The 26,328-nt window shown below is 68.1% G+C and carries 22 protein-coding genes and 1 tRNA gene; 13 read left to right on the top strand and 10 right to left on the bottom strand.

Translation table 11 applies throughout. The annotated features are described in order from the left end of the window. Positions 1 to 96 precede the first annotated feature (96 nt). The 5 genes from JE033_RS11370 (at position 97) to JE033_RS11350 (ending at position 6,795) form a co-directional block, all read left to right on the top strand. A complete protein-coding gene (locus JE033_RS11370) occupies positions 97 to 1,632 on the top strand; it encodes a fumarylacetoacetate hydrolase family protein (RefSeq protein WP_200331683.1) in 1,536 nt (511 codons plus the stop codon). 3 nt (positions 1,633 to 1,635) lie between these two features. Beyond that, positions 1,636 to 2,313: a GntR family transcriptional regulator gene (locus JE033_RS11365; RefSeq protein WP_090150238.1), complete on the top strand. Its 678-nt coding sequence runs from the start codon at positions 1,636 to 1,638 to the stop codon at positions 2,311 to 2,313. A 25-nt stretch (positions 2,314 to 2,338) separates the two neighbouring features. Then, on the top strand, positions 2,339 to 3,838 hold the full coding sequence (hpaE, locus tag JE033_RS11360) for a 5-carboxymethyl-2-hydroxymuconate semialdehyde dehydrogenase (RefSeq protein ID WP_090150241.1): 1,500 nt from the start codon (positions 2,339 to 2,341) through the stop codon (positions 3,836 to 3,838). A 36-nt stretch (positions 3,839 to 3,874) separates the two neighbouring features. Then, positions 3,875 to 5,017, top strand: coding sequence for a 3,4-dihydroxyphenylacetate 2,3-dioxygenase (gene hpaD, locus JE033_RS11355; protein WP_090150243.1), 1,143 nt, complete (start codon positions 3,875 to 3,877; stop codon positions 5,015 to 5,017). Positions 5,018 to 5,247: 230 nt separating this feature from the next. Then, on the top strand, positions 5,248 to 6,795 hold the full coding sequence (locus tag JE033_RS11350; RefSeq protein ID WP_200331681.1) for an APC family permease: 1,548 nt from the start codon (positions 5,248 to 5,250) through the stop codon (positions 6,793 to 6,795). Positions 6,796 to 6,867: 72 nt separating this feature from the next. On the opposite strand, the gene JE033_RS11345 is transcribed toward JE033_RS11350, so the two are convergent. From JE033_RS11345 to JE033_RS11330, 4 genes are all read right to left on the bottom strand, one after another. Then, the gene (locus JE033_RS11345) at positions 6,868 to 7,209 is read right to left on the bottom strand and encodes a YciI family protein (protein ID WP_090150249.1); all 342 of its coding nucleotides are present in this window, start codon (positions 7,207 to 7,209) and stop codon (positions 6,868 to 6,870) included. Between the two features lie 333 nt (positions 7,210 to 7,542). Next, positions 7,543 to 8,520, bottom strand: a complete 978-nt coding sequence (locus JE033_RS11340; protein ID WP_200331679.1) for a ribose-phosphate diphosphokinase — start codon at positions 8,518 to 8,520, stop codon at positions 7,543 to 7,545. Between the two features lie 45 nt (positions 8,521 to 8,565). Next, positions 8,566 to 9,996, bottom strand: a complete 1,431-nt coding sequence (glmU, locus tag JE033_RS11335; protein WP_200331677.1) for a bifunctional UDP-N-acetylglucosamine diphosphorylase/glucosamine-1-phosphate N-acetyltransferase GlmU — start codon at positions 9,994 to 9,996, stop codon at positions 8,566 to 8,568. Positions 9,997 to 10,138: 142 nt separating this feature from the next. After that, positions 10,139 to 10,210, bottom strand: a tRNA-Gln gene (locus JE033_RS11330). Positions 10,211 to 10,310: 100 nt separating this feature from the next. Here JE033_RS11330 and JE033_RS11325 point away from each other — a divergent pair. Next, a complete protein-coding gene (locus JE033_RS11325; protein WP_200331675.1) occupies positions 10,311 to 10,853 on the top strand; it encodes a MarR family winged helix-turn-helix transcriptional regulator in 543 nt (180 codons plus the stop codon). Between the two features lie 23 nt (positions 10,854 to 10,876). Here the strand turns inward: JE033_RS11325 and JE033_RS11320 are convergent, their stop codons facing one another. Continuing rightward, on the bottom strand, positions 10,877 to 12,574 hold the full coding sequence (locus JE033_RS11320; RefSeq protein ID WP_200331673.1) for an amidase: 1,698 nt from the start codon (positions 12,572 to 12,574) through the stop codon (positions 10,877 to 10,879). 129 nt (positions 12,575 to 12,703) lie between these two features. Between JE033_RS11320 and JE033_RS11315 the strand changes: the two genes are divergently transcribed. Next, entirely contained in the window at positions 12,704 to 13,267 is a 564-nt protein-coding gene (locus tag JE033_RS11315) for a TetR/AcrR family transcriptional regulator (protein ID WP_200331672.1), read from the top strand. A gap of 33 nt (positions 13,268 to 13,300) precedes the next feature. Here the strand turns inward: JE033_RS11315 and JE033_RS11310 are convergent, their stop codons facing one another. Continuing rightward, positions 13,301 to 14,200, bottom strand: a complete 900-nt coding sequence (locus tag JE033_RS11310; RefSeq protein WP_176698347.1) for a LysR family transcriptional regulator — start codon at positions 14,198 to 14,200, stop codon at positions 13,301 to 13,303. Between the two features lie 74 nt (positions 14,201 to 14,274). Here JE033_RS11310 and JE033_RS11305 point away from each other — a divergent pair, with 74 nt between their 5' ends. The 4 genes from JE033_RS11305 (at position 14,275) to JE033_RS11290 (ending at position 18,658) form a co-directional block, all read left to right on the top strand. Continuing rightward, positions 14,275 to 15,789, top strand: a complete 1,515-nt coding sequence (locus tag JE033_RS11305) for an aminotransferase class I/II-fold pyridoxal phosphate-dependent enzyme (RefSeq protein WP_200331671.1) — start codon at positions 14,275 to 14,277, stop codon at positions 15,787 to 15,789. Between the two features lie 67 nt (positions 15,790 to 15,856). Further along, positions 15,857 to 17,329, top strand: coding sequence for an amino acid permease (locus JE033_RS11300; protein ID WP_200331670.1), 1,473 nt, complete (start codon positions 15,857 to 15,859; stop codon positions 17,327 to 17,329). A 130-nt stretch (positions 17,330 to 17,459) separates the two neighbouring features. Continuing rightward, positions 17,460 to 18,107, top strand: a complete 648-nt coding sequence (ribA, locus tag JE033_RS11295) for a GTP cyclohydrolase II (RefSeq protein WP_346057308.1) — start codon at positions 17,460 to 17,462, stop codon at positions 18,105 to 18,107. After that, positions 18,107 to 18,658, top strand: a complete 552-nt coding sequence (locus tag JE033_RS11290; RefSeq protein WP_234037495.1) for a MarR family winged helix-turn-helix transcriptional regulator — start codon at positions 18,107 to 18,109, stop codon at positions 18,656 to 18,658. Before ribA ends, JE033_RS11290 begins: the two co-directional genes overlap by 1 nt. Before the next feature lie 20 nt (positions 18,659 to 18,678). Here JE033_RS11290 and JE033_RS11285 read toward each other — a convergent pair whose 3' ends face one another. Together JE033_RS11285 and JE033_RS11280 are read right to left on the bottom strand one after the other, a co-directional pair. Further along, the gene (locus JE033_RS11285; protein WP_200331668.1) at positions 18,679 to 20,115 is read right to left on the bottom strand and encodes an MFS transporter; all 1,437 of its coding nucleotides are present in this window, start codon (positions 20,113 to 20,115) and stop codon (positions 18,679 to 18,681) included. A 62-nt stretch (positions 20,116 to 20,177) separates the two neighbouring features. Further along, on the bottom strand, positions 20,178 to 21,065 hold the full coding sequence (locus JE033_RS11280; protein WP_090150270.1) for an arginase family protein: 888 nt from the start codon (positions 21,063 to 21,065) through the stop codon (positions 20,178 to 20,180). Positions 21,066 to 21,206: 141 nt separating this feature from the next. Here JE033_RS11280 and JE033_RS11275 point away from each other — a divergent pair, with 141 nt between their 5' ends. Further along, positions 21,207 to 22,829 (top strand): PucR family transcriptional regulator, encoded by a 1,623-nt coding sequence (locus JE033_RS11275; RefSeq protein ID WP_200331666.1) that lies wholly within the window; start codon positions 21,207 to 21,209, stop codon positions 22,827 to 22,829. A 2-nt stretch (positions 22,830 to 22,831) separates the two neighbouring features. Here the strand turns inward: JE033_RS11275 and JE033_RS11270 are convergent, their stop codons facing one another. Continuing rightward, complete coding sequence (locus tag JE033_RS11270) at positions 22,832 to 24,055, bottom strand: acyl-CoA dehydrogenase family protein (RefSeq protein WP_200331664.1); 1,224 nt, start codon at positions 24,053 to 24,055, stop codon at positions 22,832 to 22,834. A gap of 171 nt (positions 24,056 to 24,226) precedes the next feature. Here JE033_RS11270 and JE033_RS11265 point away from each other — a divergent pair, with 171 nt between their 5' ends. Next, positions 24,227 to 24,901 carry a TetR/AcrR family transcriptional regulator gene (locus JE033_RS11265; protein WP_200331662.1) on the top strand — a complete coding sequence of 225 codons (675 nt, stop codon included), beginning with the start codon at positions 24,227 to 24,229 and terminating at the stop codon, positions 24,899 to 24,901. 91 nt (positions 24,902 to 24,992) lie between these two features. Here the strand turns inward: JE033_RS11265 and JE033_RS11260 are convergent, their stop codons facing one another. Further along, positions 24,993 to 26,327, bottom strand: coding sequence for an amidohydrolase (locus JE033_RS11260; RefSeq protein ID WP_200331660.1), 1,335 nt, complete (start codon positions 26,325 to 26,327; stop codon positions 24,993 to 24,995). Position 26,328 lies beyond the last annotated feature (1 nt).

Raw genomic sequence — 26,328 nt, 5'->3', positions numbered from 1 at the left:
AGAGCGCCGCTCGCAGGCCCCGGCGGGGGCTCCGCCCCTTGGCAAACCGGCGCAAATCGTATACGATTTCAGATATAACCGAGAAGTGAGGTCACGATGACATTCGGAATCGCAGAAATGGGCATCCAAACGCCCGGAAAAATCATCGCCGTGCACCTCAACTACCCGTCGCGGATCGCACAGCGCGGCCGCACGCCGAAGCACCCGTCGTACTTCCTGAAGCCGGCGTCGTCGCTGGCACCGACCGGCGGCACCGTCGAACGCCCGGCCGGCACCGAGCTGCTCGCGTTCGAGGGCGAGATCGCGCTCGTCATCGGTGCGCCGGCACGCCGCGTCTCTCCCGAAGACGGCTGGAAGCACGTCGCCGCCGTCACCGCGGCGAACGATCTCGGTCTCTACGATCTGCGCTCGGCCGACAAGGGCTCGAACCTGCGCAACAAGGGCGGCGACGGCTACACCCCGATCGGCCCGCGCGCCATTCCGACTGAAGGAATCAGTGCGGACGCCTGGCGCGTGCGCACCTGGGTCAACGGCGAGCTCGTGCAGGACGACTCGAGCGCAACCCTGGCGTTCCCGTTCGGGCAGCTCGTCGCCGATCTCTCCCAGCACCTGACGCTCGAAACCGGTGACGTGATCCTGACCGGCACACCCGCTGGCTCCTCGGTCGTCGTGCCCGGCGACGTCGTCGAGGTCGAAGTCGATGCCCCGAATGCTCCCGGCGCCCCGAGCACCGGCCGGCTCGTGACCACGGTGACCCAGGGCACGACCCCGTTCGGAGACTTCGGCTCCCAGCCTCAGGTCGACGACTTGCAGCGCATCGAAGCCTGGGGCAGCGAGGAGGAGCACGCTGCAGCCGTCGAGGCCGGACGAGCGACACCGCTCTCCGCTCCGCTCGAGAGCGAAGGCGAGGCGTCCAGGCCGGAGTCGCCTCTCACCGACGACATTCGCGCCCAGCTCGACGGCGTCGCCGTGGCCACCGTTTCGGCCGCCCTGCGCAAGCGCGGGTACGTCGACGTCTTCATCGACGGGGTGCACCCGAACCACGAGGGCGACACGATCCTCGGCACCGCGAAGACCCTCCGCTTCATCCCGTTCCGCCCCGACCTCTTCGCAGCGCACGGGGGCGGGTTCAATGCCCAGAAGCGCGCGTTCGACACGGTCAATCCGGGTGAGGTGCTGGTCGTCGAGGCTCGCGGCGTGCCCGAGACCGGCACCGTCGGAGATGTGCTCGCACTGCGCGCGCAGGTGCGCGGGGCGGCCGGAATCGTCACCGACGGCGGGGTGCGCGACTTCGCGGCGGTGCAGCAGTTCGACATCCCCGTCTTCTCGCAGGGCGCTCACCCGAGCGTGCTCGGCCGGAGGCATGTGCCCTGGGAGGTCGATGTGACCATCGGCTGCGGCGGCGCCGCGGTGCAGCCGGGAGACATCATCATGGGCGACCGAGACGGTGTCATCGTGATTCCGCCGGCCCTGATCGCCGAGGTCGCGGCCGAGGCCGCTGCCCAGGAGGAGGCCGACGCCTGGGTGGCCGAGCAGGTCGCCGCCGGCGCCCCGGTCGATGGGCTGTTCCCCATGAACGCCGAGTGGCGCGCGAAGTACGAAGCCGCGCGCGCCCAGAAGGCGGAGCGCTGACCCATGGGAGTCGAATCGAAGTCGGAGCAGGCGTACCGGCTGATCCGCTCGCGCATCGACAGCGGTCAGTACGTGCCCGGGTACCGACTGGTGCTCGCACCGATCGCCGCCGAGCTGGAGATGTCAGTGGTGCCCGTACGTGAGGCGATCCGGCGCCTGGAAGCGGAGCAGCTCGTCACCTTCGAGCGCAACGTGGGGGCGCAAGTCGCACTCATCAAGGAGACGGAGTACCTGCACACCATGCAGACTCTCGCGCTCGTCGAAGGATCGGCGACCGGTCTCGCCGCTCCCGACATCACCGCCGACCAGATCGCGCGCGCTCGCGCCATCAACGACCGCATGCGCGAGTCGCTGTCGGGTGCGTTCGATCCCCAGCGATTCACCGCGCTCAATCTCGAGTTCCACAGCGTGCTCTTCGAGGCGTGCCCCAACCCCCACATCCTCGACCTCGTCCACCGCGGCTGGAACCGCATGAACGTACTGCGCAACTCGTCGTTCAGCTTCGTTCCCGCCCGCGCAACGGAATCCGTCGACGAGCACGAGCAGCTCCTGCGCCTCATCGAGCGACGAGCGGAACCACTCGAGATCGAACTCGCAGCGCGCGCTCACCGCACGGCGACGCTGGACGCCGTGCTCGCATACACCGAAGAACATCACCACCAGCAGCACCCCGCGGCCTGACCGCGGCCCACTTGGAGGAAAACGCATGACGCACCAGAAGCCCGCAGGGCTCCCAGACCGCATCCGCCATTTCATCGACGGCGAATTCGTCGACTCGGTGGGAGGCGAGACGTTCGACGTGCTCGATCCCGTCACCAACGAGAACTACATTCAGGCCGCCGCCGGCCAGCAGGCCGATGTCGACCGTGCCGTCGCCGCGGCGAAGCGCGCGTTCCAGGAGGGCCCCTGGCCGAAGCTCCTGCCCCGCGAGCGCTCGCGCGTTCTGCACAAGATCGCCGACATCGTGGAATCCCGCGACGCGCAGCTCGCCGAGCTCGAGAGCTTCGACTCCGGTCTGCCGATCACGCAGGCGAAAGGCCAGGCGCGCCGCGCTGCCGAGAACTTCCGCTTCTTCGCCGACCTCATCGTCGCTCAGCACGACGACACCTTCAAGGTGCCCGGCCGCCAGATCAACTACGTGAACCGCAAGCCGATCGGCGTCGCCGGACTCATCACGCCGTGGAACACCCCGTTCATGCTCGAATCCTGGAAGCTGGGCCCCGCGCTCGCGACGGGGAACACCGTGGTCCTCAAGCCCGCCGAGTTCACGCCTCTCTCCGCATCGCTCTGGGCGGAGATCTTCCGCGAAGCCGGAGTGCCCGACGGCGTCTTCAACCTCGTCAACGGCCTCGGCGAGGAGGCCGGCGATGCGCTGGTCAAGCACCCCGACGTCCCGCTCATCTCCTTCACCGGAGAGAGCAGCACGGGATCGCTGATCTTCGGCAACGCAGCCCCCTTCCTCAAGGGCCTCTCCATGGAGCTCGGCGGGAAGAGCCCAGCGGTCGTCTTCGCCGACGCCGATCTCGAAGCCGCGCTCGACGCCACCGTGTTCGGCGTCTTCAGCCTGAACGGCGAGCGCTGCACCGCTGGCAGTCGGATCCTCGTGCAGCGGGATATCTACGACGAGTTCGTGGAGCGCTACGCCGAGCGCGCCAAGAACGTGGTCGTCGGCCTGCCGTCCGACCCCGCGACCGAGGTCGGGGCGCTCGTCCACCCCGAGCACTACGACAAGGTGATGAGCTACGTCGAGATCGGCAAGGGCGAGGCCCGGCTCGTCGCCGGAGGCGGGCGCCCCGAGGGATTCCCCACCGGCAATTACGTCGCGCCGACGGTGTTCGCCGACGTCTCCCCCGACGCGCGGATCTTCCAGGAGGAGATCTTCGGGCCCGTCGTCGCGATCACGCCGTTCGACACCGACGAGGAGGCGCTCGAGCTCGCGAACAACACGAAGTACGGTCTCGCCGCGTACATCTGGACCTCGAACCTGAAGCGCGCGCACAACTTCTCGCAGTCGGTGGACGCGGGAATGGTGTGGCTCAACTCGAACAACGTCCGCGACCTGCGCACCCCGTTCGGCGGCGTGAAGGCCTCGGGTCTCGGGCACGAGGGCGGCTACCGCTCCATCGATTTCTACACCGATCAGCAGGCCGTGCACATCACGCTCAACGAAGCGCACTCGCCCAAATTCGGCGTCGTCGCTCCGTAACCGGCCGGTCGTCAGGGAATCGCAAGGAGGCACACCATGGCAAAACTGAATGAAGAAGACAAGCAGTCCGCGGGATTCTGGGTGACGAAGGAGGCTCCGATCATCTCGGACGATCCGATCGCCGCCCCGACGTCACCCGCACCCGACATCCTGCGCTGCGCGTACATGGAGCTCATCGTCACCGACCTCGCCGCATCGCGCGAATTCTACGTCGATGTTCTCGGGCTCTACGTGACGACCGAGGACGACGAGGCGATCTACCTCCGTTCCACCGAGGAGTTCATCCACCACAACCTCGTGCTGCGCAAGGGACCGGTCGCCGCGGTCGCCGCGTTCTCCTACCGCGTGCGCACTCCTGAGGATCTGGACCTGGCCGTCGCCTTCTACGAGGAGCTCGGCTGCGAGGTGCGTCGCAACCCGAACGGCTTCGTACGAGGCATCGGCGACTCGGTGCGCGTGGTGGATCCGCTCGGGTTCCCCTACGAGTTCTTCCATCAGACCGAGCACACGGAGCGCATGTCCTGGCGCTACGACCTGCACGTGCCGGGCGAGCTCGTGAGGCTCGACCACTTCAACCAGATCACGCCCGATGTGCCGCGCGCGGTGGGATTCATGCAGAACCTCGGCTTCCGCGTCACCGAGGACATCCAGGACAACGAGGGCACCGTGTACGCGGCATGGATGCGCCGCAAGCCGACGGTGCACGACACGGCGATGACGGGCGGTGACGGGCCGCGCATGCACCACGTCTGCTTCGCGACCCACGAGAAGCACAACATCCTGGCGATCTGCGACAAGCTCGGCGCGCTGCGCAAGTCGGACAGCATCGAGCGCGGCCCGGGCCGGCACGGCGTCTCGAACGCGTTCTACCTCTACCTGCGCGATCCCGACGGCCACCGGGTCGAGGTGTACACCCAGGACTACTACACCGGGGATCCCGACAACCCCGTCGTCACCTGGGATGTGCACGACAATCAGCGCCGCGATTGGTGGGGGAACCCGGTCGTGCCGTCGTGGTACACCGACGGGTCGCTCGTGCTCGATCTCGACGGCAATCCGCAGCCGGTCGTCGCGCGCACCGACAGCTCCGAGATGGCCGTGACCATCGGCGCCGACGGGTTCTCGTACACCCGCGACAGTGAGGGCGAGAAGGGCTTCAAGCTCGGCAACACCCTCTGAGTACTGATGCAGGATCCGGGCCGGGGCGCAGTGCGCCCCGGCCCGTCGCCGTTCCCGCTCCCGCACATCTCACCGACTATCCATCTGGACAGCCTTGCGCGCATGTCCAGGTCCCCTGCGCTCCACGCATAGCCCCTCTCGCCCCGCGCTTCTTAGACTCGTCAGCGCAGCGGGCTGTCGTACCTCGCCCCGCACCGGCAACGCCGCCATTTGTGAGAGGAAGTACCCCGATGAGCGCACCGAGCACCGCGCCCCGGTCCGAGACGACCGCCGCCGAGCACGACCCAGGCCTGAGCCGCCGCACACTCGGCGTCCCCGCGATCACCCTCATGATCATCGCCGCCTCCGCGCCGCTCACCGTCATCGCCGGCGGCGTCACAACCTCGTTCGCGGTTACCGAGTCGCTCGGAGTGCCGCTCGGGTTCCTGCTGATCGCCGTGATTCTCACCGTCTTTGCCGTGGGGTACACCGCCATGGGACGCCACATCACCAACGCCGGCGCCTTCTACGCGTACATCTCTCAGGGTCTCGCGCGCCCGCTCGGTGTCGGCGCCTCCCTCATCGCGCTCGTCTCGTACAACGCCATGCAGGTCGGCATCTACGGCCTCTTCGGGTTCCAGCTCTCCATGTTCCTCGAGGCGAAGTTCGGCTTCGCGTCGCCCTGGTGGCTGTGGATCCTGCTCTGCATCGTGGTCGTCGGCGTGCTCGGCGTGAACCGCGTCGATCTCTCCGCGAAGGTGCTCGGCGTGCTCGTCGGGCTCGAGTTCCTCGTCGTCATCCTCTTCGACATCGTCTCGTTCGGGGCTGCCCCGGAGGGCGCCTCCGCAGCCGCGCTCGACCCCACCGCGCTCTTCGGTCCGGCGCTCGGCATCATCCTGGTCTTCGGCGTCGCCGCCTTCATGGGCTTCGAGGGCGCGGCGATCTACGGTGAAGAGGCGAAGGATCCGAAGCGCACCGTGCCCCGCGCGACCTACGCGGCGATCGCCATCATCGGCATCTTCTACGCGTTCAGCGCGTGGGCTTTCTCGGTCGGCATCGGCCCCTCGGCGATCGTCGGCTCTTCCCAGGAGTTCGGCCCCGACCTCATGTTCGTGTTCATGACGGATCAGACCGGAGTGATCGTCTCCGACATCATGACGCTCCTCTTCCTGACCAGCCTCTTCGCCTCACTGCAGGCCTTCCACAATGCGGTCGCCCGCTACTTCTTCTCGCTCGGCCGCGAAGGGGTGCTGCCCGCCTGGTTCGCACGCACCTCGCGAGCCGGCGCACCCTGGGCCGGCTCCGTCGCGCAGACCGTCATCGCCGTCATCGTCGTCATCGCGTTCGTCCTCGGCGGCGAGGTCTTCGGAGGAGCCGCAGGACTCGGCGACTCCGCGTTCCTCTTCCCCGTGCTCACCATGTTCACGTGGCTCACGAACACGGGCGCCATGGGCCTCGTGCTCCTCATGGCGATCACCGCCATCGCGGTGATCGGCTACTTCGCCCGTGATCGGCGCGGGCTCAGCATCTGGGTCACCGTCATCGCGCCAGCGGTGTCAGGCGCAGCGCTGCTGTGGGTCTTCATCATGATCCTGCAGAACTTCCCGCTGATGCTCGGTCAGACCGAGCCCGATGCGACGACGTTCCTCCTGCCCGGCATCGTCTTCGCCGCCGCCATCATCGGGATCGTCTGGGCGCTCGTTATGCGCTCGCGTTCGCCGCAGCAGTACGCGCAGATCGGCCACGGCACCGAGCCGGGCGCGTACGGCACGAAGCTCGTGGACGTCGTACCGGAATAGGCCAACCCGCTACTCGTCACCGAACCCCTCCCGGCGCTCCGGTAGGGGTTCGGTGCGCCGGTGGGCGCCGTCTCAACTCTCCGCGTCGTCGCCGAACTGGCGGACCTCCTGCGGGCATCGGCACGCCCGAGCGAAACGCGCCGCCCATTCGAGCGCGACGTCGCGAGACGGAGCCTCAATCACGGTGAACCCTCCGGTGAGGGGGCGGGTCTGGGGGGAGGCCCCCGGCAGCACGGTTCCGTCTGCGTCGACGCTCACAGGCGCGACCGCTTCATCGATGCCTCCGCCGAACACCCACACACCGGCAGATTTGGCCTCACGCACGACCGCGTGAGAGTCGGCGACGACCTGCGGGAACTCAGCGTCTGACACCACCATCGCGTCGCTCGGAAACGAGATCAAGTACTTGGACATGGCGGCCTCCTCCGTGCAGTGATGCGCCCATTCCACCACTCCGCGCACGAAAACGCGATGCGTTTTCGCTAGGCCGCCGCCCCTCGCTGCGCTCCGTGGGCTGGCGCTACGCGCCACCGCGGCCGGCGCCGTAGCGCCACCGCGGCCGACCGAAAACGCGATGCGTTTTCGCTAGGCCGCCACCCCGCGCTCCGCTCCGTGGGCCGGCGCTGTAGCGCCGCCGCGGCCGACCGAAAACGCGATGCGTTTTCGCTAGGCCGCCACCCCGCGCTGCGCTCCGTGGGCCGGCGCTGTAGCGCCGCCGCGGCCGACCGAAAACGCGATGCGTTTTCGCTAGGCCGCGCCCTCAAACATGGAGGTGACGGAGCCGTCCTCGAAGACCTCGTGGATCGCCTTCGCGAGGAGCGGCGCGATCGACAGCACCGTCAGCTTGTCGAAGCGCTTCTCGGCAGGCACCGGAAGCGTGTCGGTCACGACGACCTGGTCGATGAACTCCTGCGACAGGTGCTCGATCGCACGTCCGGAGAAGATGGCGTGGGTGCAGGCGATCGTCACACCGCGAGCGCCATTCGCCTTCAGCGCCTCGGCTGCCTTCGCGATCGTGCCACCCGTGTCGATCATGTCGTCGACGACCACGCACCAGCGATCCTTCACGGTACCGACGATCTCGTGCACCGATACCTGGTTCGGCACCAGCGGATCGCGCCGCTTGTGAATGATCGCGAGGGGCGCATCGAGCTTGTCGCTCCACACGTCGGCGACACGCACGCGTCCCATGTCGGGAGAGACGACCGTCAGATCGTCGCGGGCGATCGTCTTGCGGAAGTGCTCGAGCAGCACGGGCATCGCGAAGAGGTGGTCGACGGGGCCGTCGAAGAAACCCTGAATCTGCGGTGCGTGGAGGTCGACCGACATGATGCGGTCGGCTCCGGCTGCCTTGAAGAGATCGGCGACGAGGCGGGCGGAGATCGGCTCACGACCGCGCCCCTTCTTGTCTTGACGCGAATACGGGTAGAAGGGCGCCACAACGGTGATGCGCTTCGCCGAGGCTCGCTTCAGCGCGTCGACCATGATGAGCTGCTCCATGAGCCACTCGTTGATGGGGAACGTGTGCGACTGCAGCACGAATGCGTCCGACCCGCGCACGCTCTCATCGAAGCGCGCGTAGAGCTCCCCGTTCGCGAAGGTGCGCGAATCAGTCGGCACGAGTTCGGCGCCGAGCTCCGCGGCGACCTGCTCGGCGAGCTCGGGGTACGCCCGGCCCGTGATCAGGACGAGCTTCTTCTGCCCGGCCATCTCGATTGTGCTCATCCCTGCGTGCTCCTCATCGGTGCTGACATACCCAACAAACCTCGGTTACTTCTCCTGCTCCGCAGCACGCTGCGCCGCATCAGCGGTGCTCGTGCCGGGACGATTCTGCGCGACCCATCCCTCGATGTTGCGCTGAGGGGAGACGTTCATCGCCAACGAACCGGCCGGAACGTTCTTGCGCACGACCGTGCCGGCCGCCGTGTACGTGCCGTCCTCAATGGTAACGGGTGCGATCAGCACATTCTTCGAGCCGACCCGCACACCATCGCCCACCACGGTCTGGTGCTTCTGCACGCCGTCGTAGTTCGCGAAGATGCTGCCGGCGCCGATGTTGCTGTCGGTGCCGATCGTCGCATCACCGACGTAACTGAGGTGAGGCACCTTGCTGCCATCGCCGATCTTCGCGTTCTTAGTCTCGACGAACGCTCCGATCTTTCCGCCTGCACCGAGTTCCGTGCCGGGGCGGATGTACGAGAAAGGCCCCACGGTCACGCCGGCCGAGAAGACCGCGAGCGTTGCCTCACTGCGGCGAATGCGGGCGTCCGGGCCCACTTCGCAGTCGACGAGCGTCGAGTCCGGTCCGATGACGGCGCCCGTGGCGATCGATGTCGCACCCTGCAGAAAGGTTCCGGGGAGGATCTCGACGTCGGGTTCGATGGAGACGTCGGCGTCTATCCAGGTCGTCGTCGGATCCTGAATCGTCACGCCCGCCCGCTGATGCGCGCGCACGATACGCGCGTTGAGCTCGCGCCCCGCCTCAGCGAGTTGCGCTCGATCGTTCACGCCGGCGATCGTCCAGGGATCATCGGTCGCCACGGCCTCGACGTCTCCGCCCGTGACGAGGATGCGGGCCGCCGCATCGGTGAGGTACTTCTCACCCTGCGCGTTGTTCGTATCGATGCTCGCAAGCGCGGTCTGCAGCGACCGACGCGAGAAGACGTAGATGCCACCGTTGATCTCGGTGATCCGACGCTGATCGTCGTCGGCGTCCTTCTCCTCGACGATGCCCAGCACCGAGCCGTTGTCGTCGCGCAGGATCCGCCCCAAGCCAGTCGGGTTGTCGAACACGGCGGAGAGGAGCGTCATCGCGCGACCGCCGCCGAGGTGACCCTTGACGAGCCCCTCGAGCGTCGGGGTGTCGATGAGTGGGGCGTCGCCCGAGAGCACGACGACCGAGCCATCGAAGTCATCGGGGAGTGCGGCGAGCGCCTGCTCCACGGCGCGGCCCGTGCCCGGCACCTCATCCTGATCGACGATCACCGTGTCAGGCGCGTGCTCGAGGATGGCTGCCGAGACGCGATCCCGCTCGTGGCGCACCACGGCCACCACCTGCGTGGGATTGAGTCCAGCTGCGGCGTCGAGAACGTGCGCGATCAGCGAGCGCCCCCCGATGCGGTGCAGCACCTTCGGCAACGCCGACTTCATGCGGGTTCCCTGACCCGCTGCGAGAATGACGACTGCGAGGTGCTCTGCCATGGTGTCCTTTCTTCGGCGACGACCCGAAGCGATGCTTCGTTCCATCGCTCCCCACACACAGAGTAGCTGCGCTACCCCGACATTGACGGCGCTCGTAAGCGCCGCGCGGAGCGACGACCCGAAGCGATGCTTCGTTCCATCGCTCCGCCCCCAGGACTCGAACCTGGACCTAACAGCTCCAAAGGCTGTCGTGCTGCCATTACACCAAGGCGGACCGCGCCGATTTCGGCACGCGTACTAGTCTGCCACGGCTCCGCTCCCCATCGCACCACGCCAGGTCGCGAACAACGCCTCCCTGGCTCGATAATGGAGGGATGAAGCACGAAGACGAGGTCGACCGGATCATTGCGGACTGGGAATCAGCGCGCCCGGATCTCGATTTCGCTCCGCTCGCGATCTTCTCCCGCATGTGGCGCGTGACGAAGCACATCGACCGCGCCCGCGCGCAGGCATTCGAGCGTTCAGGCCTCATGTCGTGGGAGTTCGACGTACTCGCCGCGCTGCGGCGCAGCGGCGAACCGTTCCGTCAGAGCCCCAAACTGCTCGGGCAGCAGACGATGGTGTCGAGCGGCACCATGACGAACCGCATCGATCGCATGGCGGAGCGCGATCTCGTGCGTCGCCTCACCGACCCGAACGACGGCCGCGGAGTGCTCGTCGAGATGATGCCCAGGGGCCTCACGCTCGTCGACGCCGCGATCACACGCCTCACCGACTCCGAGGAGCGCCTGCTGAGCGGGATCCCGAAATCCGAGCGAGACCGTCTCGGCGTACTGCTGCGACGGCTCGCCCTGAGCGTGGACCGGTACGTCCCGCTCTCCGAGCCTCTCGGCGAGGCCGAGAGCGACGTCGTCTGAGCTGACGCCCCGCGCGACCGGCGCTACCCGAGGCGGTCCTCGGGAAGCGCCGGTGTCGACGCGGGCGCGACCCGGAGTGAGCCGCTGCCGCCCGCTTCGAACGCCGCCGCGTACCTGAGCAGTTCTGGATCCGAATACGCACGCCCGGCGAACGTGATGCCGACGGGCATCCCGATGTCGTCCATCATGCCCATCGCCGTCGTCACCGTCGGAATGCCGAGGTGCCGCAGCGCGTAGTTGCCGTTCGAGAAGAAGACGCCGTTCGCCCATGCGCGATCCGCCGCCGTCTGATCGACATCGGCGTTCCACGCGCCCACGTCGGCGTTCGCCGGGAAGACCACGCCGTCGAAGTGTTGGTCGCGGAGCCACGACTCGAAGAGCTGCTCGCGGAGGCGAACGAGAGCGCGCAATCCGTCGGCGAAATCGGCCCGGTCTCGAGGATCGGAGATTCCCGTCTGCGCCATCGTCACCGTGGCGCGGTACCGGTTCTCGTAGTCTTCGACCTCTTCGTATCGATCGGGAAGCGCGCCGGGTGGCTGGGGGAAGATCGTGTCGGGGTCGACGGCGCCGAGGTTCGGGATGTTCGGATCGCCATTGGCTCTCAGGAAGTCGTCCCACCCGAATGCGAGGAAGTGGTTGAACTCCGTGTCCATCCAGCCGTCGGGCAGCACGCCGAGCGCTCCGACGTTCTCCTGGCCCGGCCGGTCGCCCTCGTACTGCTCGATGAGGGGGAAATCGGTGACCACGATCTCGGCGCCGAGCGCTTCGAGCCGCTCGCGGGCCTCTGCGAAACGCGCGAGCACGGACGGGCGCACCTCGATCGGAAAGCGGGGATCCTCGCCGAGATACATCGCCGGCACCGCGAAGCGCTTGCCGCGCAGCGCTTCGCGGTCGTTCAAGTCGAGGTAGCTCGCCGGCCGGTGCTCACTCGCGCTCGGCAGGTCGACGACCTGCTGGTTGCGCCAGAAGTCGCCGCGAGTGTTGGCATCGTCGCGCACGAGCACGTCGAGCACGCGCAGCATGTCGGGCATGGAGCGCGTGTGCGGCACGACGACGTCTCTCGCCGGGAAGAGCGGCCAGTTGCCCCGGATGCTGAGCACGCCCCATGAGGGGGTGTACGCGCAGAGACCGTTGTTCGACGCTGGGCTGCGGCCCGATGAGACGGTCTCCTCCCCCATGCCGAACACGGCGAGGTTCGCTGCGGTCGACACTCCGGAGCCGTTCGAGGATCCTGAGGCGTACGCCGCTGCGAGGTACTCCGGGTTGTAGGGGCTCTCGGCCCTCCCGTAGACGCCGCGCTGCATTCCGCCGTCCGCCATCGGAGGCATGTTGGTCTTGCCGACCAGCACCGCTCCGGCTTCCCGCAGCTGGGCCACGGTGAAGGCGTCCCACTGGGCGATGAGGTGCTCGAACGCCGGCGACCCGGCTGCGACGCTGAGCCCCTCGACCATGTACGAGTCCTTGACCGTGAACGGCACCCCTTCGAGCGGGCGTGCGAGCCCCTCGCGCCAGCGACGGTCCGACTCCGCGGCGTCGCGCAACGCATTCGGATTGGCCACGACGATCGAGTTCAGTCCCTCTGACCCGCGATCGTAGGCCTCGATGCGGGCCAGGTAGCGCTCGGTGAGCCAGGTGCTCGTGATCTCGCCGCGCGAGAGCGCGTCGAGCACGTCCGAGATCGATGCCTCGATGAGTTCGAAGGGGGTCGTCGCTTCGTCCATGAACATCCTCGTTTCCGTCCGCAATGCGGAGCTCGCGCTTGTCGGCGCCGCATGCAGCGCCTATCCTGAAAACAGTTTCAGTTGCCGCAGCGCCCCTGTCAAGTGGACGCGCGATCCGAGGGAGTCGACGTGACGAACGACGCGCGCGAGCGCATCCTCACCGCGTGCGAGCAGACGATCGCCCGCGCAGGGATTCGCGGCTTCCGCATGCAGGACGTCGCGAGCACCGCGGGGGTCTCGATCGGCCTGCTGGCCTACCATTTCGGCGACCGAGACGGATTGCTGCAGGCGGCCCTCGACCACGTCACGGAACGCGCAGCGGATCGCGCCACCCACTCCGCTGATGCGACGACCGCCGCGACGCGTCTCGCGGCCCTGCTCTGCTCGGAGTTCGGCCGGGATCCCGAGATCCGCGCCGGCTCCATCGCCTGGAACGAATTGCGGGCGCTCGCGGTGTTCGAACCGGCCCAGGCAGCCGCCGTGGCCCGTTCGACGGCTGCCTGGCAGCGCACGGTGCACGAGCTCATCGCCGAAGCGGTGCAGGATCGCGGAGGCGATCTCGACCCTGCCGCGGCAGCGCTGATCCTCACCGCCCTCGTCGAGGGGCTCTCCGGCCGGTGGCTCACCGGTCAGGTCACGGTGGAGGAGGCTCAGGTCTCCGTGCGCGAGGCGATCCGGGGGCTGGGACTCTGACTCCCCGGGAAGCCGAGAGCGCGATTCGTGCGGCTAGCGCCGTGCGGCGGTGAGCCGCTCGAGGATCTCCCCCAACCACCCGACTGCCGCCGGCATCGGCCCGCGCCGCGTGACGAAGGAGACACGTCGCTCCCCCAGGTCCTGCTTCGCGGGTCGCAGCACGACGTCGAAGTCGGCGTCGACGGCCGCCCGGGTCGTGAGGGCGCAGCCCAGCCCCTCGGCGACGAGTCCGTGGATCATGTACAGGTCGTCCGTGCGCATCAGCTCGCGCATGGGCACGCCGAGCGATTGGTAGACGCGTCGCAGCACCCGGTCGGAGGCTTCATCGTCGCTGCGGCTGCACACCCAGGCGACCTCGGCGAGATCAGCGAAGTCGAGCGCGTCGAGTTCCGCGAGCGGGCTGCGCTTCGCCACGAGCACGCGGTACGGCTCGGAGAACAGCGAGCGCTGCACCAGGTCGGTGCCGACGAATCCCGGCTCGGTCGATACGTGGTAGATGAGCCCGGCATGCACCTCACCCGCACGCACGAGGCCGACGACCTCCGTGGGCTCCGCTTCGATCACCTCGACCCGCACCGAGCTGCGCTGCCGCAGTTCGGCGATCGCCGCGGGAATGAGGCGCGACCCGGTCGACGAGAACGTGCCGACCCTGATGGTCACCGCGCCCGCGTCACGCAATTCGTGCACGGCGCGCTCGGCGCGCTCGATGCGGGTGAGCACCGGGGCGACCTCGCCCGCGAAGAGTTCGCCGAGCTCGGTCAGCCGCGCACCGTTGCGGTCGCGCACGACGAGATCCGCTCCGAGATGCGCCTCGAGCGCGCGCAGGTGGTGCGTCACCGTCGGCACGCCGTACCGAAGTGCATCAGCGGCGCGCGTCAGGCTCCCGTGCTGGCGCACGGCGAGGAGCACTCGGAACTGCTGCAGGGTGATCATCTGATACAGACTATGTCACGCAGTGTGAATACTTGATATTCCGCAGGGGTGCCGCGTTGCCTATGGTGAGGGGCGTGCTCGATTCTCTCCGCCGCGTTGACGCGGCCCCCACCGCCGCTGCCGCCCGCCAGCAGGAGACGCCGTACGTCGACGCGCTCCGCTCCCTCGCCCAGCAGGACTGGCAGCGTCTGCACGTGCCAGCGCACCACGGGGTCGTGGAGAACGCCCCCGGTGTCGCAGCGCTCGTCGGCGCCGATGCCATGCGCATCGATTTCCCGGTGCTCTTCAGCGGTGTCGATCAGGAGACCTGGCACCTCACGACCCCTGGCCGCGTCACCCCCCTGATGCGTGCTCAGCAGCTCGCCGCCGAGGCATGGGGAGCCAGCCGCACGTGGTTCGTCACGAACGGCGCATCCGGGGGCAACCATGTGGCGACGACGGTGGCGCGCGGCCTGGGCGTCGAGGTCGTCATGCAGCGGAGCGTGCACTCGAGCGTCATCGACGGCGCGACGCACGTCGGACTCGACCCGCACTTCGTGCAGGGTTCCGTCGACGCCGGGCTCGGCGCCTCGCACGGCGTCACCGCGGACCAGGTCGCCGAGGCGCTCGCGGAGCACCCGGAGAGCGCATCGGTGTACATCGTGTCGCCGAGCTATTTCGGTGCCGTCGCCGACATCTCCGCCATCGCTCGCGTCGCGCACGACCACGGCGTCCCGCTCATCGTCGATGAGGCGTGGGGGTCCCACTTCGGCATGCACCCCGATCTGCCGGCCAATGCCGCGCGCCTCGGTGCCGACCTCGTGATCTCCAGCACGCACAAAGCGGCGGGATCGCTCACGCAATCCGCGATGCTCCACCTCGGCCACGGTCCGCACGCGCAGGCGCTCGAATCGCTCGTCGATCGCGTCGTCCGCTCCTTCCAGTCGACGTCGAGCAGCGCGCTCCTGCTCGCCTCGCTCGACGAGGCGCGCATGCACATCGCCACACGCCCCGATCTCGTCGGACGCGCGATCGACTCCGCGCAAGCGATCCGCGCGGCCGTGCGCGCCGATCGCCGCTACCGCGATGCGACGCCGGACGTGCTTGCACGACCGGACGCCATCGCGAACGATCCGCTCAAGATCGCCATCGACACCCGCGGCGCCGGGATCACGGGCGGGGATGCGCAGCACCTGCTGTTGCGCGACCACCGCGTCTACTGCGAACTCTCCACCCCCTCAGCGCTGCTCGCACTCGTCGGAGCGACGTCTGCCATCGACGTCGACCGCTTCCTCACCGCGCTGCAAGCGCTTCCCGAGGCCGATGCCGAGCCGGAGCGGCCCATCGCCCTCCCGTCGCAGTGCGAGCGCGCCATGGGTCTGGGCGAAGCCTTCTTCAGCGGCGTCGAGGTCGTCTCGGCGACGGATGCCGTCGGCCGCGTCTCCGCAGATGCGCTCGCGGCGTATCCGCCCGGTGTGCCGAACGTGCTCCCAGGGGAGGTACTCTCTGCTGAGGTCGTTTCCTTCTTGCGCGCCACCTCGGCCAGCCCGGCCGGGTACGTGCGCGGCGCGGCCGATCCCGCGCTCGACACGTTCCGCGTCGTAGCCTGACGGCGATCCAGACCGCTTCCACCCCACCGCATCGAGGATCTCAATGCGGACTGCACACAGGAGTGTCATGACCAGCACCGAAACCGCATCTTCGCAGCATCCAGACGAGGTCCCCCCTGAAGCGCCCGACGGCGGCATGCAGCGCGGCCTGAAGAACCGTCACCTGCAGCTCATCGCCATCGGCGGCTCGATCGGCACCGGGCTCTTCCTCGGTTCGGGCAAACTCATCAGCGTCTCGGGCCCCGCGATCATCTTCGTCTACCTGGTGATCGGGTTCTTCGTCTTCTTCATCATGCGCGCTCTCGGCGAGCTGCTGCTCTCGAACCTGCACTACAAGACCTTCGGCGACATCGCGAAGGACATGCTCGGCCCGTGGGCCGGGTTCTTCGTCTCCTGGAACTACTGGTTCTCCTGGGTGATCGCGTGCGTCGCCGACATCGTCGCGATCACGGCGTACGTGCAGTGGTTCAATCCGAACGTCCCCGCGTGGGTGCCGGCGTTGATCACCGCCGCGGTGCTGACGCTGCTGAATCTGCAACCGGTGAAGTTCTTCGGGGAGACCGAGTTCTGGTTCGCGATCATCAAGATCGTCGCGATTCTCGGGCTCATCGTCGTCGGCGTCATTCTCATGGCGACGCAGTTCCAGTCCCCCGACGGCACGACGGCTTCGATCACGAATCTCTGGACGCACGGCGGAATGTTCCCCATGGGCATCAGCGGCTTCGTGCTCGGGTTCCAGATGGGCATCTTCTCGTTCATCGGCGTCGAGCTGGTGGGCACAGCCGCTGCGGAGACCCAGAATCCGCGGAAGACGCTCCCCAAGGCGATCAACTCGATAGTCATTCGCATTCTGATCTTCTACATCGGTGCGCTTGCCGTGATCATGGCGGTCACGCCGTGGGACGAGATCGCGCCTGACAAGAGCCCCTTCGTCGCGACCCTCGCCACCGCCGGATTCGGCCTCGCAGCGGTGGTGATCCAGCTGGTCGTGCTCACCTCGGCCGCCTCGAGTGCCAACTCAGGGCTCTACTCCGGCACGCGAATGCTGTTCGGCCTCGCGAAGGACGGGCACGCACCGTCCAAATTCGCGATGACCGACAGTCGAGGGGTGCCGAAGCGCTCGGTCTTCTTCACCTGCGTCTTCCTCTTCGCGGCGATCCCGCTGCTGTTCGCGGGCGACGGCGTCATCGCGGCCTTCACCTTCGTCTCATCGATGTGCGCAACCCTGATTCTGTTCACATGGGGCTCCATCGTCGTGAGCTACATCGTGTACCGGAAGCGGTACCCGGAGCGGCACGCCTCCTCCGGGTTCAAGATGCCGTTCTCGCGCATCGCGCCGTGGCTCGTGCTCGCGTTCTTCGTCTTCATCGCGGGCACGCTCCTGTACGGCGACGACACCCGGCCCTCGATCCTGGCGGCGCCCGCGTGGTTCGCGATCCTCGCAGTGCTGTGGCAGCTGCGGAAGCGCCGCTTGATTCGCGATGGCCGCCCGCTCACGGGCGCCATTCCGACGGTGCCGCACCCGCTCGACGACGAGTAGATCGCCGGCGCGGCTCCTGCGCCGCGCGCCTGCGAATGCCCGGGAATAGGACCCGGGCATTCGCGTTGCATCCCACATGGTTGAAATTTCACGCACTCGCGAGGGTGATCGAGCCTCATCCGCTGCGACGGTGCGGACCCAGGTGCGCATCCCCCTCCGGTTTCCCGACGGCTACACCGCAGCAGCCGACGTGTTCACCTTCGACGGGCTCGTCGACGGGAAGGAGCACCTCCTCCTCGCCCTCGGAGAGTGGCAGGGCGCCCTCCCGACGGGTGACGCCGGGCCCGTCAGCGGAGCGGCGAGCGCGCCGCCGGCACCGCTCGTGCGATTGCACAGCGAGTGCCTCACCGGTGACGTCTTCGGCTCGGAGCGCTGCGACTGCGGCCCGCAGCTCCGCGAAGCCGTCGAACGCATCGCGGCCGAAGGCGGCTTCCTGCTCTACCTGCGGCAGGAAGGGCGAGGGATCGGGCTCTACGCGAAGCTCGACGCGTACGCGCTGCAAGACGCCGGCCTCGACACCTACGCTGCGAACGTCGCGCTGGGCCGCGGGGAGGATGAGCGCGACTACACGGCCGCTGCCCAGATGCTGAGCGCAGTCGCCGCTGAGCGAATCCGGCTGTTGAGCAACAATCCCGATAAGGCCGAGCAGCTCGGCGCCCTCGGCATCGAGGTCGTCGATCGTGTGGCGACGTCGGTGCACCTCTCCGGCTTCAACCGGAAGTACCTCGAATCCAAGCGCGACCACACGGCGCATACGATCGATCTCTCGGCAGCGTGATGGAGCCGGAGCCGGAAGAACCGGCGGCGAGCGCGGTGGCGACCGCGAAGGATGCGACGGGCCGGGGAGCCGGGCGCGACGATGCTCGACCCGCTCCCGACCGCCGCCTCGGCGACGACGAGATGCGCACCTGGCTCCCCGCCATCAGGTTCGCCCAGCTCCTCCCCCAAGCGCTCGACCGAACGTTGCGCGACGGCGCGGGGATCAACCACGCCCATTACGCGATTCTCGTCATGCTCGCCCGCCCGGGAGACGAGCAACCGCCGATGTCCGAGATCGCCCGCCTCGCAGGGCTGAGCCGATCGCGTCTGAGTCACGCCATCGACGCGCTCGTCGCGCGCGGCTGGGTCGCGCGCTCCGCGTGCGGCGGCGACGGCCGCACGCGCACGGCGCGGCTCACCGACGACGGTCTCGCCGCGCTTCGCGCCTCCGCTCCCGCCCATGTCGCGCAGATTCGCGAGCTCGTACTCGCCCCGCTCGACACCGCGGAGCGGGAGCAGCTCGCCGTGATCCTCGGCAGGCTGCTCCCGGGTATCGAGGCCTCCGTCTAGCTCGCGGCCGCCGCTGAACGTCAGCGCCGCTCGAGCAGCGCGATTCGGGCCGTATGGATGCGGTGAGCCTCGAGCGCCGTCTCGACGTTGGGCTCCGATCCTTCGAGCGGCTGTCCGGCGCTCTCACGCAGGAAGCAGACGGTGATGAAACCGACGACGGACATGCCGATGAGATAGTAGGCCGCGGCGAGAGGGTCGTTGGTCACGCGGATCAACGAGTCGATCACGAGTGGGGCCGTGCCTCCGAAGAGCGCGATCGACACGTTGTACGAGACTCCCAGGCTCGTGTTGCGCGAGCGCGTGGTGAAGAGCGCCGGATAAGTCGAGGCGAGGGTTCCCATGTAGAGCGCGACCGGCAGCCCGATCAGCGCGAGGCCGCAGACGATGCCCACCGGCTGCGCACCGCCGATGAGGTGGAACGCCGGCACGCTGAGAACGATCACCCACAGGGACGCTGCGAACAGCACAGGCTTGCGGCCCACGCGATCGGAGAGCATTCCAACGAACGGCATGCAGATCGCCATGAGCAGCATGAGCGGAAGGGAGAAGAGATTGCCCTGAACAGCATCGTGCTCGAGAACCGTCGAGAGATACGTCGGCATGTACGAGGTGAACGCGTAACCGGCCGAGTTCGCGGCCGCGACGAGCAGCACGACCACCAGCATCGGCTTCCAGTTGGCGATGAATACGCGCGCCGGATTCACCCGCAGGGTCGGGCGCCCATCCGCCCGCGGACGTGCGAGCGGCGCCGCCTCGGCGAGCAGCGCCGTGAAGTGCGGCGATTCTTCGACGCGCATGCGGAGGTAGATCGCGACGAAGCCGAGCGGGCCAGCGATGAGGAACGGGACGCGCCAGAGCCCGTCGACCATCGCCTCCTGACCGAACGCGATCTGCAGCACCGTGACGATCGCTGCGCCCAACACGAAGCCGAGATAGCTGCCCGCGTCGAGGAAGGCGGCGTAGAACCCCCGCTTCTTGTCGGGCGCCGACTCACTGATGAAGGTCACGGCGCTCGTGAACTCCCCGCCGGCGGAGAACCCCTGCACGATCTTCAGCACGATCAGCAGCACAGCCGCTGCGATGCCGATGGAGGCATAGCCGGGAAGCAGACCGATGAGGAACGTCGCCAGCGCCACGGTGGTCAGGGTGATGAACAGCACGCGCTTGCGTCCGATCTTGTCCCCGAGCCAGCCGAAGAAGAGACCGCCGAGCGGTCGGAACAGGTACGTGCTCGCGAAGGTGCCGAGCATGAAGATGACCTGCGTCGCAGGGTTCGCCTCGGGGAGGAATACGGGGCCGAGGGTGACGACGAGGTAGCCGAAGACTCCGACGTCGTACCACTCCATGACATTGCCGACGAACGTTCCGCGCACCGCGCGGCCGAGCTCGCGTTTGCGCACGATGTTCACCGCCCCGGTGTCGAGCACCGGGCTCACCTGCTCTTGGTGTTCCGCCATCGTCCCACTCCCTCACTTCATCATGCGAAACCGAACGCGCTCCATCGACGCGTTCGATCGGGTCAGTCGTCGCTGTGTCGTTGCCCGAACACGGCGAAGTAATAGCAGAGATAGGCCGCGAGGGTCGCGGTCATGTCCTGGTGATCCGTCATCGGGTTGACCTCGGTCACTGCGAACGAATCGCAGTGCGGTGCAAGCGCCATGATCGTGTCGATCGCCTGCCGTGACGTGATCCCGCCCGGCTCGAGGGCTCCCGCGCCCGGCGCGTGCGCCGGATCGATCGCGTCGATGTCGAAGCTCAGATGCACATGGTCGGCGCCTGCGGTGCGTTCGAGAATTCGTTCGACAACGGCTGCGGTGCCGCTCCTATCGAATTCCGCCGCGGTGATGCGCGCCAGGCCGGCGCTCTCCAGGTAGGCCCGCGAAGACGGGAAGTTGAAGTGCCGGAGCCCCACCTGAATGCTGTGCTCAGTCCGCGCCCGATCGAGTTCGAGCGATCGCCGCATCCCACTGGACTGGCTGTGGGTGCCCTGCTGCTCGTTTCGGTCCATCACGTCGAGGTGCGCATCGAAGTGGATCACGCCGACCGTTCCATCGGTGGCATCATGAAGCCCCTTGGTGCCCGCATACAGGAAGCAGTCGTCGCCCCCGAGCAGAATGGGCACGTTCCCGGACCGCACGCTCCGCGCGATTCGCGCACTCGTGCGCTCGAGCGTCGTCAGCACGTCGTGGGCCACGATGTCGGCGTCGCCGCCGTCGATGATCAGCGGAGCATCGTGCAGCTCGCCGGTTTCGAGCGAGAACACCGATCCAGCCTCCACGCGCTGCGTGATCCAGCCGAGTTGCTGACGAATACGATCCGGTGCGTAGCGGGACCCGGGATACCCGAGCGTGGCCGCTCCGTCGAAGGGCGCTCCGATGATCTCGAACTGACGCGCGGTCGCTGGCATGACCCCTCCTGGTTGTCGTGATGCGCTGAGATTCCAGCATCGTCGGCCACTGCATCGTCCGCAATCGCGCTGAGGGTGAGTACCAGCAGATACACTCACTCATACAGTGAACGCGCTTGCGCATGGAGTCAGGAGGAGCACATGCCAGCACCGCGACCGGCTCCTTACCCCACACTCGCCGATCTCACCCGCGCGAAAGAGTTGGCACTCACCTGCGTCGTCGGCCACGACTGGTTGAGCCGGTCGGTCACCTGGGTGCACGTCGCGGAAGTCACCGATCCCAGCCCGTGGCTGACGCGAGGGGTGCTGCTGCTGACCACCGGCCTCATCGAGCGCACGCCGGAGTCGCTGGACGAGTTGTTTCGGCGTCTCCGCGAGCACGGCGTCGCCGGCGTCGGGTTCGGAGTGGGACTCACCGTGGAGGAGATCCCGCAGGAATGGCGCAGCGCAGCCGTGAAGCATCAGCTTCCGCTTCTGCGCGTCCCGCTCACCACCCCCTACATCGCCATCGCCGAGCACGTTTCCGCTCGTATTGCGGAAGCTCAGATGAGCCAGGTGCAGCGTCTCCTCGACCTGCAGCAGCGCCTTGCCGCCGCGCCGGGCCCCGGACTGCGCACTGAAGCACTCGAGACCCTTGCGGCCGAGCTCGAGGCGACGGTCGTCTGGCGGGACGCCGCCGGAGACCCCGCCTCCGCAGGACGGGTACTGGGGGACGGCGAAATGCGGGCCATCTCCGGCGAGCTCTCCCGGCACGCGGCATCCGGACGGCGCTCGACGAGCGTCTCCCTCGGCGCACGCTTCGTGCACATCGCGAGTACCGCAGGCGCACCGATCGCCGTCACTCGAATGCGCCGATACTCTCCGCTGGAGCAGGGCATGATCGGCTCGATCGCATTCTTCATCGATGACTCGCGCACGAGCAGTCGAGGCGACGTCACCGCGACCTCGTTCCGCGAACGCGTGCTCACCGAGGCTCTCACCGGGCGACTCGAAGGCGATGCGCGGTTGTTCGAGCTGCTGCTCGGATCGAGCACGCGCTGCACGGTCGTGCACCTCGGCCCCTCGCCCGACCCGGGGCTCCCCAGCATGAAGGAGCCGGCTGCCGGCCTGCTCCTCAAGGCTCATCTCGCGAATGCGTGGAATCAGGCGGAGTTCACCGTGGTTCCGCTGCTGTGCGCCGTCGGATCGGAGTTCATCATCGTGATCCCGGGGGCCGATCATCAGGAGGTGCAGCCGCTCGTCACCCAGTTCCTCGCGAACGAGACCGGCAACCTCGCGAGCTGGCGAGCCGGTATCAGCCGCACCGCGCCCGCGAGCGGGCTGCTCGACTTGCGAGCCGAAGCGGCACGGGCGCACCTCGGCACCCGGGAGCGCGACGTCGTCGCGGTGTCGTACGCCGAGCTGAGCCGTCGGGAGGCCTGGAGCGCCTCGATCGACGCCTCCAGAACCGTCCCGGTGTTCGCGGAATGGCGACGGCGCCTGGAGATGCTCGATCCCGCCCTCGCCGAGCGCACGCGCGTCGCACTGCACGCGTACCTCGCGGCCAACGGAGCCATCGAACGCGCGGCCGCTCAGATCGCGGTGCACCGGCAGACGCTGCGCAGTCACCTGCACGCTGCCGAGCGCGATCTCGACGTGCGGCTCGACGCCCCCACCGAGCGCGCACTCCTCTGGCTCGCACTCGACTCCGGAGCGCTCGCACCGGCCACCGGTTCCCCGAGGTCCCGGGGATCAGCCGGGGTTGCAGCGCCGCTCGAGGACTGAACTCAGGCGAATGCGGAGATTCCCGTGATGTCGCGACCGATGATGAGCGCCTGCACCGTCTCCGTGCCCTCGTACGTGTGCAAGGCTTCGATGTCGGCGAAGTGGCGAGCGACCCGATTCTCGAGCAGAATGCCGTTGCCGCCGAGCAGGTCGCGAGCGTTCCGCGCCAGATCCCGCGCCGTGCGCGTGGCGGTGTACTTGCCGAGCGAGGCGCCGGGCCCCGACAGCTCACCCCGCTCCTCCGCGCGCGTGAGCTGCATGAGGAGGGACTGCAACGAGGTCACGCCGCTCAGCATCTCGGTGAGCCGGGACTGGACGATCTGCGAGGCGGCGAGCGGCCTTCCGAACTGCACGCGCTGCTTCGCGTAGTGCACGGCCGACTCGTAGACGGCGACGGCGTGCCCGAGCGCGGACCAGGCGACGCCGAGGCGCGTCGCCTGCAGCACGCGGGCCGTGTCCTTGAAGCTGTTCGCGCCCGGCATCCTCGCGCTCGCCGGCACCCGCACACCGTCGAGCTCGATGTGCGCCTGCCAGATGGCGCGCAACGAGACTTTCCCCTCGATCGTCGTCGCCCGATATCCTTCCGCGTCTTGCGGCACCAGGAAGCCCTGCACCTGACCGTCATCGCCTCGGGCCCAGACCACCGACACCTGACCGACGCTGCCCGACCCGATCCACTTCTTGTGCCCCGTGATGACGTACTCGTCTCCGTCCGCTTCGGCGCTCGTCTCCAAGCTGACGGAGTCCGAACCGTGCGTCGGCTCGGTGAGTGCGAACGCTCCGAGCTCGGTGCCCCTCGCGAGCGGTTCGAACCAACGATCGCGCTGCGCTTCGGAGCCGCAGTACGCGATCGAGCGCAGCGCGAGACCGCCCTGCACGCCGACGATCGTCGCGATCGACCCATCTCCGCGCGCGAGCTCCATCATGGTGAGGCTCGCGGCCAGCAGGCTCTGCTCCGGATAACCCGGAACGTCGATGCCGTCGCGCATGAGGTCGAGTTCGCCGAGGCGAAGCGCGAGATCGAGCGGATACTCGGCCCGATCCCAGATGCCTGCGATGACGGGCCGCAGCTCATCCTGCACGAACGCGCGAGCCCGATCCCGGTATGCGAGATCCTCGCTCGAGACGCCGCGGAAGACTCCGGCGACATCGGGATCGAGTGGTTCCCAGAGCGCATATTCGGGCTCCGCGGTACCCTGGCTGACGACCGGCTTCGAGTTCGGCATGGGTTCCTCCCTGCGACGGCGCGCGCCGACGCGTTCGCCGTCGAGCATGCCTGACACTCGGTGTCAAGTCAAGTCCATTCCTCACAGCGAAACCCCGACCGCCCCGCGCTCGTAACGCCTTCACGAGTGGAACTCGGTTTCACCGCGTCACCGGTGTGCTAGTTTCTTGGCATGCCACCGCACGGAGCCGGAATGACGCCGGAGAGCTCGACCGCGGCGATCCGCCACCTCGCGGAACGCGGCTACGAAGCGACGACGGCTGAAGCTCTCGCCGCAGCGGTCGGGATGAGCCGGAGCACGTTCTTCCGACGCTTCGGCAGCAAAGACGACGTCATCTTCGCCGACCACGATCACGCGCTCGCCCGTCTCGAGGCCGCCCTCGAGGACACGACCCTCACCCCCGCGGACGCTCTCGTCTCTGCGACAGCCGATGTGCTGCGACTCCTGCTCCGCGATCCAGAGGCCGCACGGCTGCGGTTCGAACTCATGCGCCTCACGCCCGCTCTCCGCGACCGAGAGCTCGTCATCACCCACCGCTACGAACGCGTGTTCACCCGCTACATCCGCGAGGTGCAGCAGCCGGGTGCGCCTGCCTGGGTGGCGTCGACCCTCGGCGCCTCGCTCGTTGCGGCCCACAACGCCGCACTGCGCGCGTGGTTGCGCGGCCGCACCACGGACGCCGCGGCCGCGCTGACCGAGGATCTGCGCGAGCTCATTTCGCTCTACCTGCGCTGGCTCACGGCCGATCACGACAGCAGCGAGCGCCGCGTCCTGGTGGCGGTCTACGACGCCACCGGTTCCCCCGATTCCGTACTGACAGCAGTCTCCGAGCAGCTGCGCCGCTAGACCCCCGCGCTTTCGGTGCCGCTCAGCCGCGCGCGCGGCAGCAGCGTCACGGCACCCCGCGCGCGCGGCAGCAGCGCCACGACTCCCGGAGTCACGACTCCCAGCGATACCGCCCGCCGCGCGCCGCGAACTCAGCATCGACGGCGGCCCGCAGCGCCCCATCGGCGAGGTAGTCGATCGCCACTGCACCGTGTCCTGCGGCCGCATCGGTCATCGCGGCGAACGCGGATGGCTGCACGGTCTGGTCGGCGAACGCGGCGTGGTGGGGGTGCACCGTCTCCGGACCGCCGATCCCGATCGACGGATGGATGGCGGGGATGAACTGCGTCACGTTTCCCATGTCGGTCGACGGCCCGGCCTGCGCGGCGACCACGGGTGACGGCGGCGTCTCTCGTCCTCGCTCACCGAGCGCTCCGGCCCAGCGGCGCATCAGCTCGACGCTCGGCTCCAGCGGCAGATACGGCGGTACGGGGTCGACTTCGATCTCCGCGGTCGTGCCGGTGGCGAGCGCTGCCCCGCGCAGCGCATCGACCACGCGGTCCGTGAGCACCCGCAACGTATCGATCTCGCCGGATCTCACGTAGAAGAGCGCTGAGGCCTGCTCCGGCACGACGTTCGGCGCGGCACCGCCGTCGGTGATGATGCCGTGCACGCGGTCGATGGGGAGGATGTGCTGCCGCAGCTGGGCCACCGACTGGTATGCGGATACGACGGCGTCGAGCGCGTTGATTCCGAGCCATGGCTCCCCAGCGGCATGGGCAGCGCGGCCCCGGTACGTCACCGCGATACGGCGCACGCCCGTGGTGCGCTCACCCCAGATCGGGGAGGCTTTCGCACCCGCCGCCGGATGCACCATCGCCGCGGCATGAATCTCATCGAACCCGCCGGCTCGCAGAATGTGCTCTTTGCCGCCGCCGTTCTCCTCCGCCGGAGTCCCGATGAGCGAGAGGGTCGCGCCGAGTTCACGCACGATCGGAGCGGCGCCGAGAAACGCGCCGACGGCGATGCCCGCGATCAGGTTGTGCCCGCAGGCGTGACCGATCCCGGGGAGCGCGTCGTACTCGGCGAGTATCGCGAAGTGCGGCCCGTTCCCGGTGCCGACTTGCGCCCGGAGGGCCGTTTCGAGGCCGTACGCCCCCACTTCGGGCTCGACGCCGTGCTGGATGAGCACAGCGGCGAGCTCCCGCACCGAGCCGTGCTCTGCGAAGCCGATCTCGGGGGCTTCGTAGAGGCGGGTTGCGAGCGTCTCGAGCGCAGGCCTCAGATCGTCGACGGATCGCCCCAGCTTCGTGTGAGCGTCTGCTCCGGCTCCGGCGAACCGCGACGGCTCGTCGCCCGGGGGCGTCTGCGGGGTTCTCGAACGTCGCTGGTACTCGAGGTACACCTCTTGCGCATGGTTCGCGCCACCGCTGCGGGGGGCGGGCATG

The organism is Leucobacter sp. L43, assembly GCF_016597785.1.
Lineage (GTDB): Bacteria > Actinomycetota > Actinomycetes > Actinomycetales > Microbacteriaceae > Leucobacter > Leucobacter alluvii.
This window is presented reverse-complemented; position numbering and strand designations above follow the sequence as displayed.

What these genes read in the sequence shown, in the direction of transcription:
- JE033_RS11310 (WP_176698347.1), bottom strand. Translation starts at nt 14,200, where the DNA reads ATGATCACCCTGCAGCAGTTCCGAGTGCTCCTCGCCGTGCGCCAGCAC.
- glmU (WP_200331677.1), bottom strand. Translation starts at nt 9,996, where the DNA reads ATGGCAGAGCACCTCGCAGTCGTCATTCTCGCAGCGGGTCAGGGAACC.
- JE033_RS11260 (WP_200331660.1), bottom strand. Translation starts at nt 26,327, where the DNA reads ATGCCCGCCCCCCGCAGCGGTGGCGCGAACCATGCGCAAGAGGTGTAC.
- JE033_RS11285 (WP_200331668.1), bottom strand. Translation starts at nt 20,115, where the DNA reads ATGGCGGAACACCAAGAGCAGGTGAGCCCGGTGCTCGACACCGGGGCG.
- JE033_RS11290 (WP_234037495.1), top strand. Translation starts at nt 18,107, where the DNA reads ATGGAGCCGGAGCCGGAAGAACCGGCGGCGAGCGCGGTGGCGACCGCG.
- hpaE (WP_090150241.1), top strand. Translation starts at nt 2,339, where the DNA reads ATGACGCACCAGAAGCCCGCAGGGCTCCCAGACCGCATCCGCCATTTC.
- JE033_RS11320 (WP_200331673.1), bottom strand. Translation starts at nt 12,574, where the DNA reads ATGGACGAAGCGACGACCCCCTTCGAACTCATCGAGGCATCGATCTCG.
- JE033_RS11345 (WP_090150249.1), bottom strand. Translation starts at nt 7,209, where the DNA reads ATGTCCAAGTACTTGATCTCGTTTCCGAGCGACGCGATGGTGGTGTCA.
- hpaD (WP_090150243.1), top strand. Translation starts at nt 3,875, where the DNA reads ATGGCAAAACTGAATGAAGAAGACAAGCAGTCCGCGGGATTCTGGGTG.
- JE033_RS11270 (WP_200331664.1), bottom strand. Translation starts at nt 24,055, where the DNA reads ATGCCGAACTCGAAGCCGGTCGTCAGCCAGGGTACCGCGGAGCCCGAA.
- JE033_RS11280 (WP_090150270.1), bottom strand. Translation starts at nt 21,065, where the DNA reads ATGCCAGCGACCGCGCGTCAGTTCGAGATCATCGGAGCGCCCTTCGAC.
- JE033_RS11350 (WP_200331681.1), top strand. Translation starts at nt 5,248, where the DNA reads ATGAGCGCACCGAGCACCGCGCCCCGGTCCGAGACGACCGCCGCCGAG.
- JE033_RS11370 (WP_200331683.1), top strand. Translation starts at nt 97, where the DNA reads ATGACATTCGGAATCGCAGAAATGGGCATCCAAACGCCCGGAAAAATC.
- JE033_RS11340 (WP_200331679.1), bottom strand. Translation starts at nt 8,520, where the DNA reads ATGAGCACAATCGAGATGGCCGGGCAGAAGAAGCTCGTCCTGATCACG.
- JE033_RS11325 (WP_200331675.1), top strand. Translation starts at nt 10,311, where the DNA reads ATGAAGCACGAAGACGAGGTCGACCGGATCATTGCGGACTGGGAATCA.
- JE033_RS11265 (WP_200331662.1), top strand. Translation starts at nt 24,227, where the DNA reads ATGCCACCGCACGGAGCCGGAATGACGCCGGAGAGCTCGACCGCGGCG.
- JE033_RS11275 (WP_200331666.1), top strand. Translation starts at nt 21,207, where the DNA reads ATGCCAGCACCGCGACCGGCTCCTTACCCCACACTCGCCGATCTCACC.
- JE033_RS11300 (WP_200331670.1), top strand. Translation starts at nt 15,857, where the DNA reads ATGACCAGCACCGAAACCGCATCTTCGCAGCATCCAGACGAGGTCCCC.
- JE033_RS11365 (WP_090150238.1), top strand. Translation starts at nt 1,636, where the DNA reads ATGGGAGTCGAATCGAAGTCGGAGCAGGCGTACCGGCTGATCCGCTCG.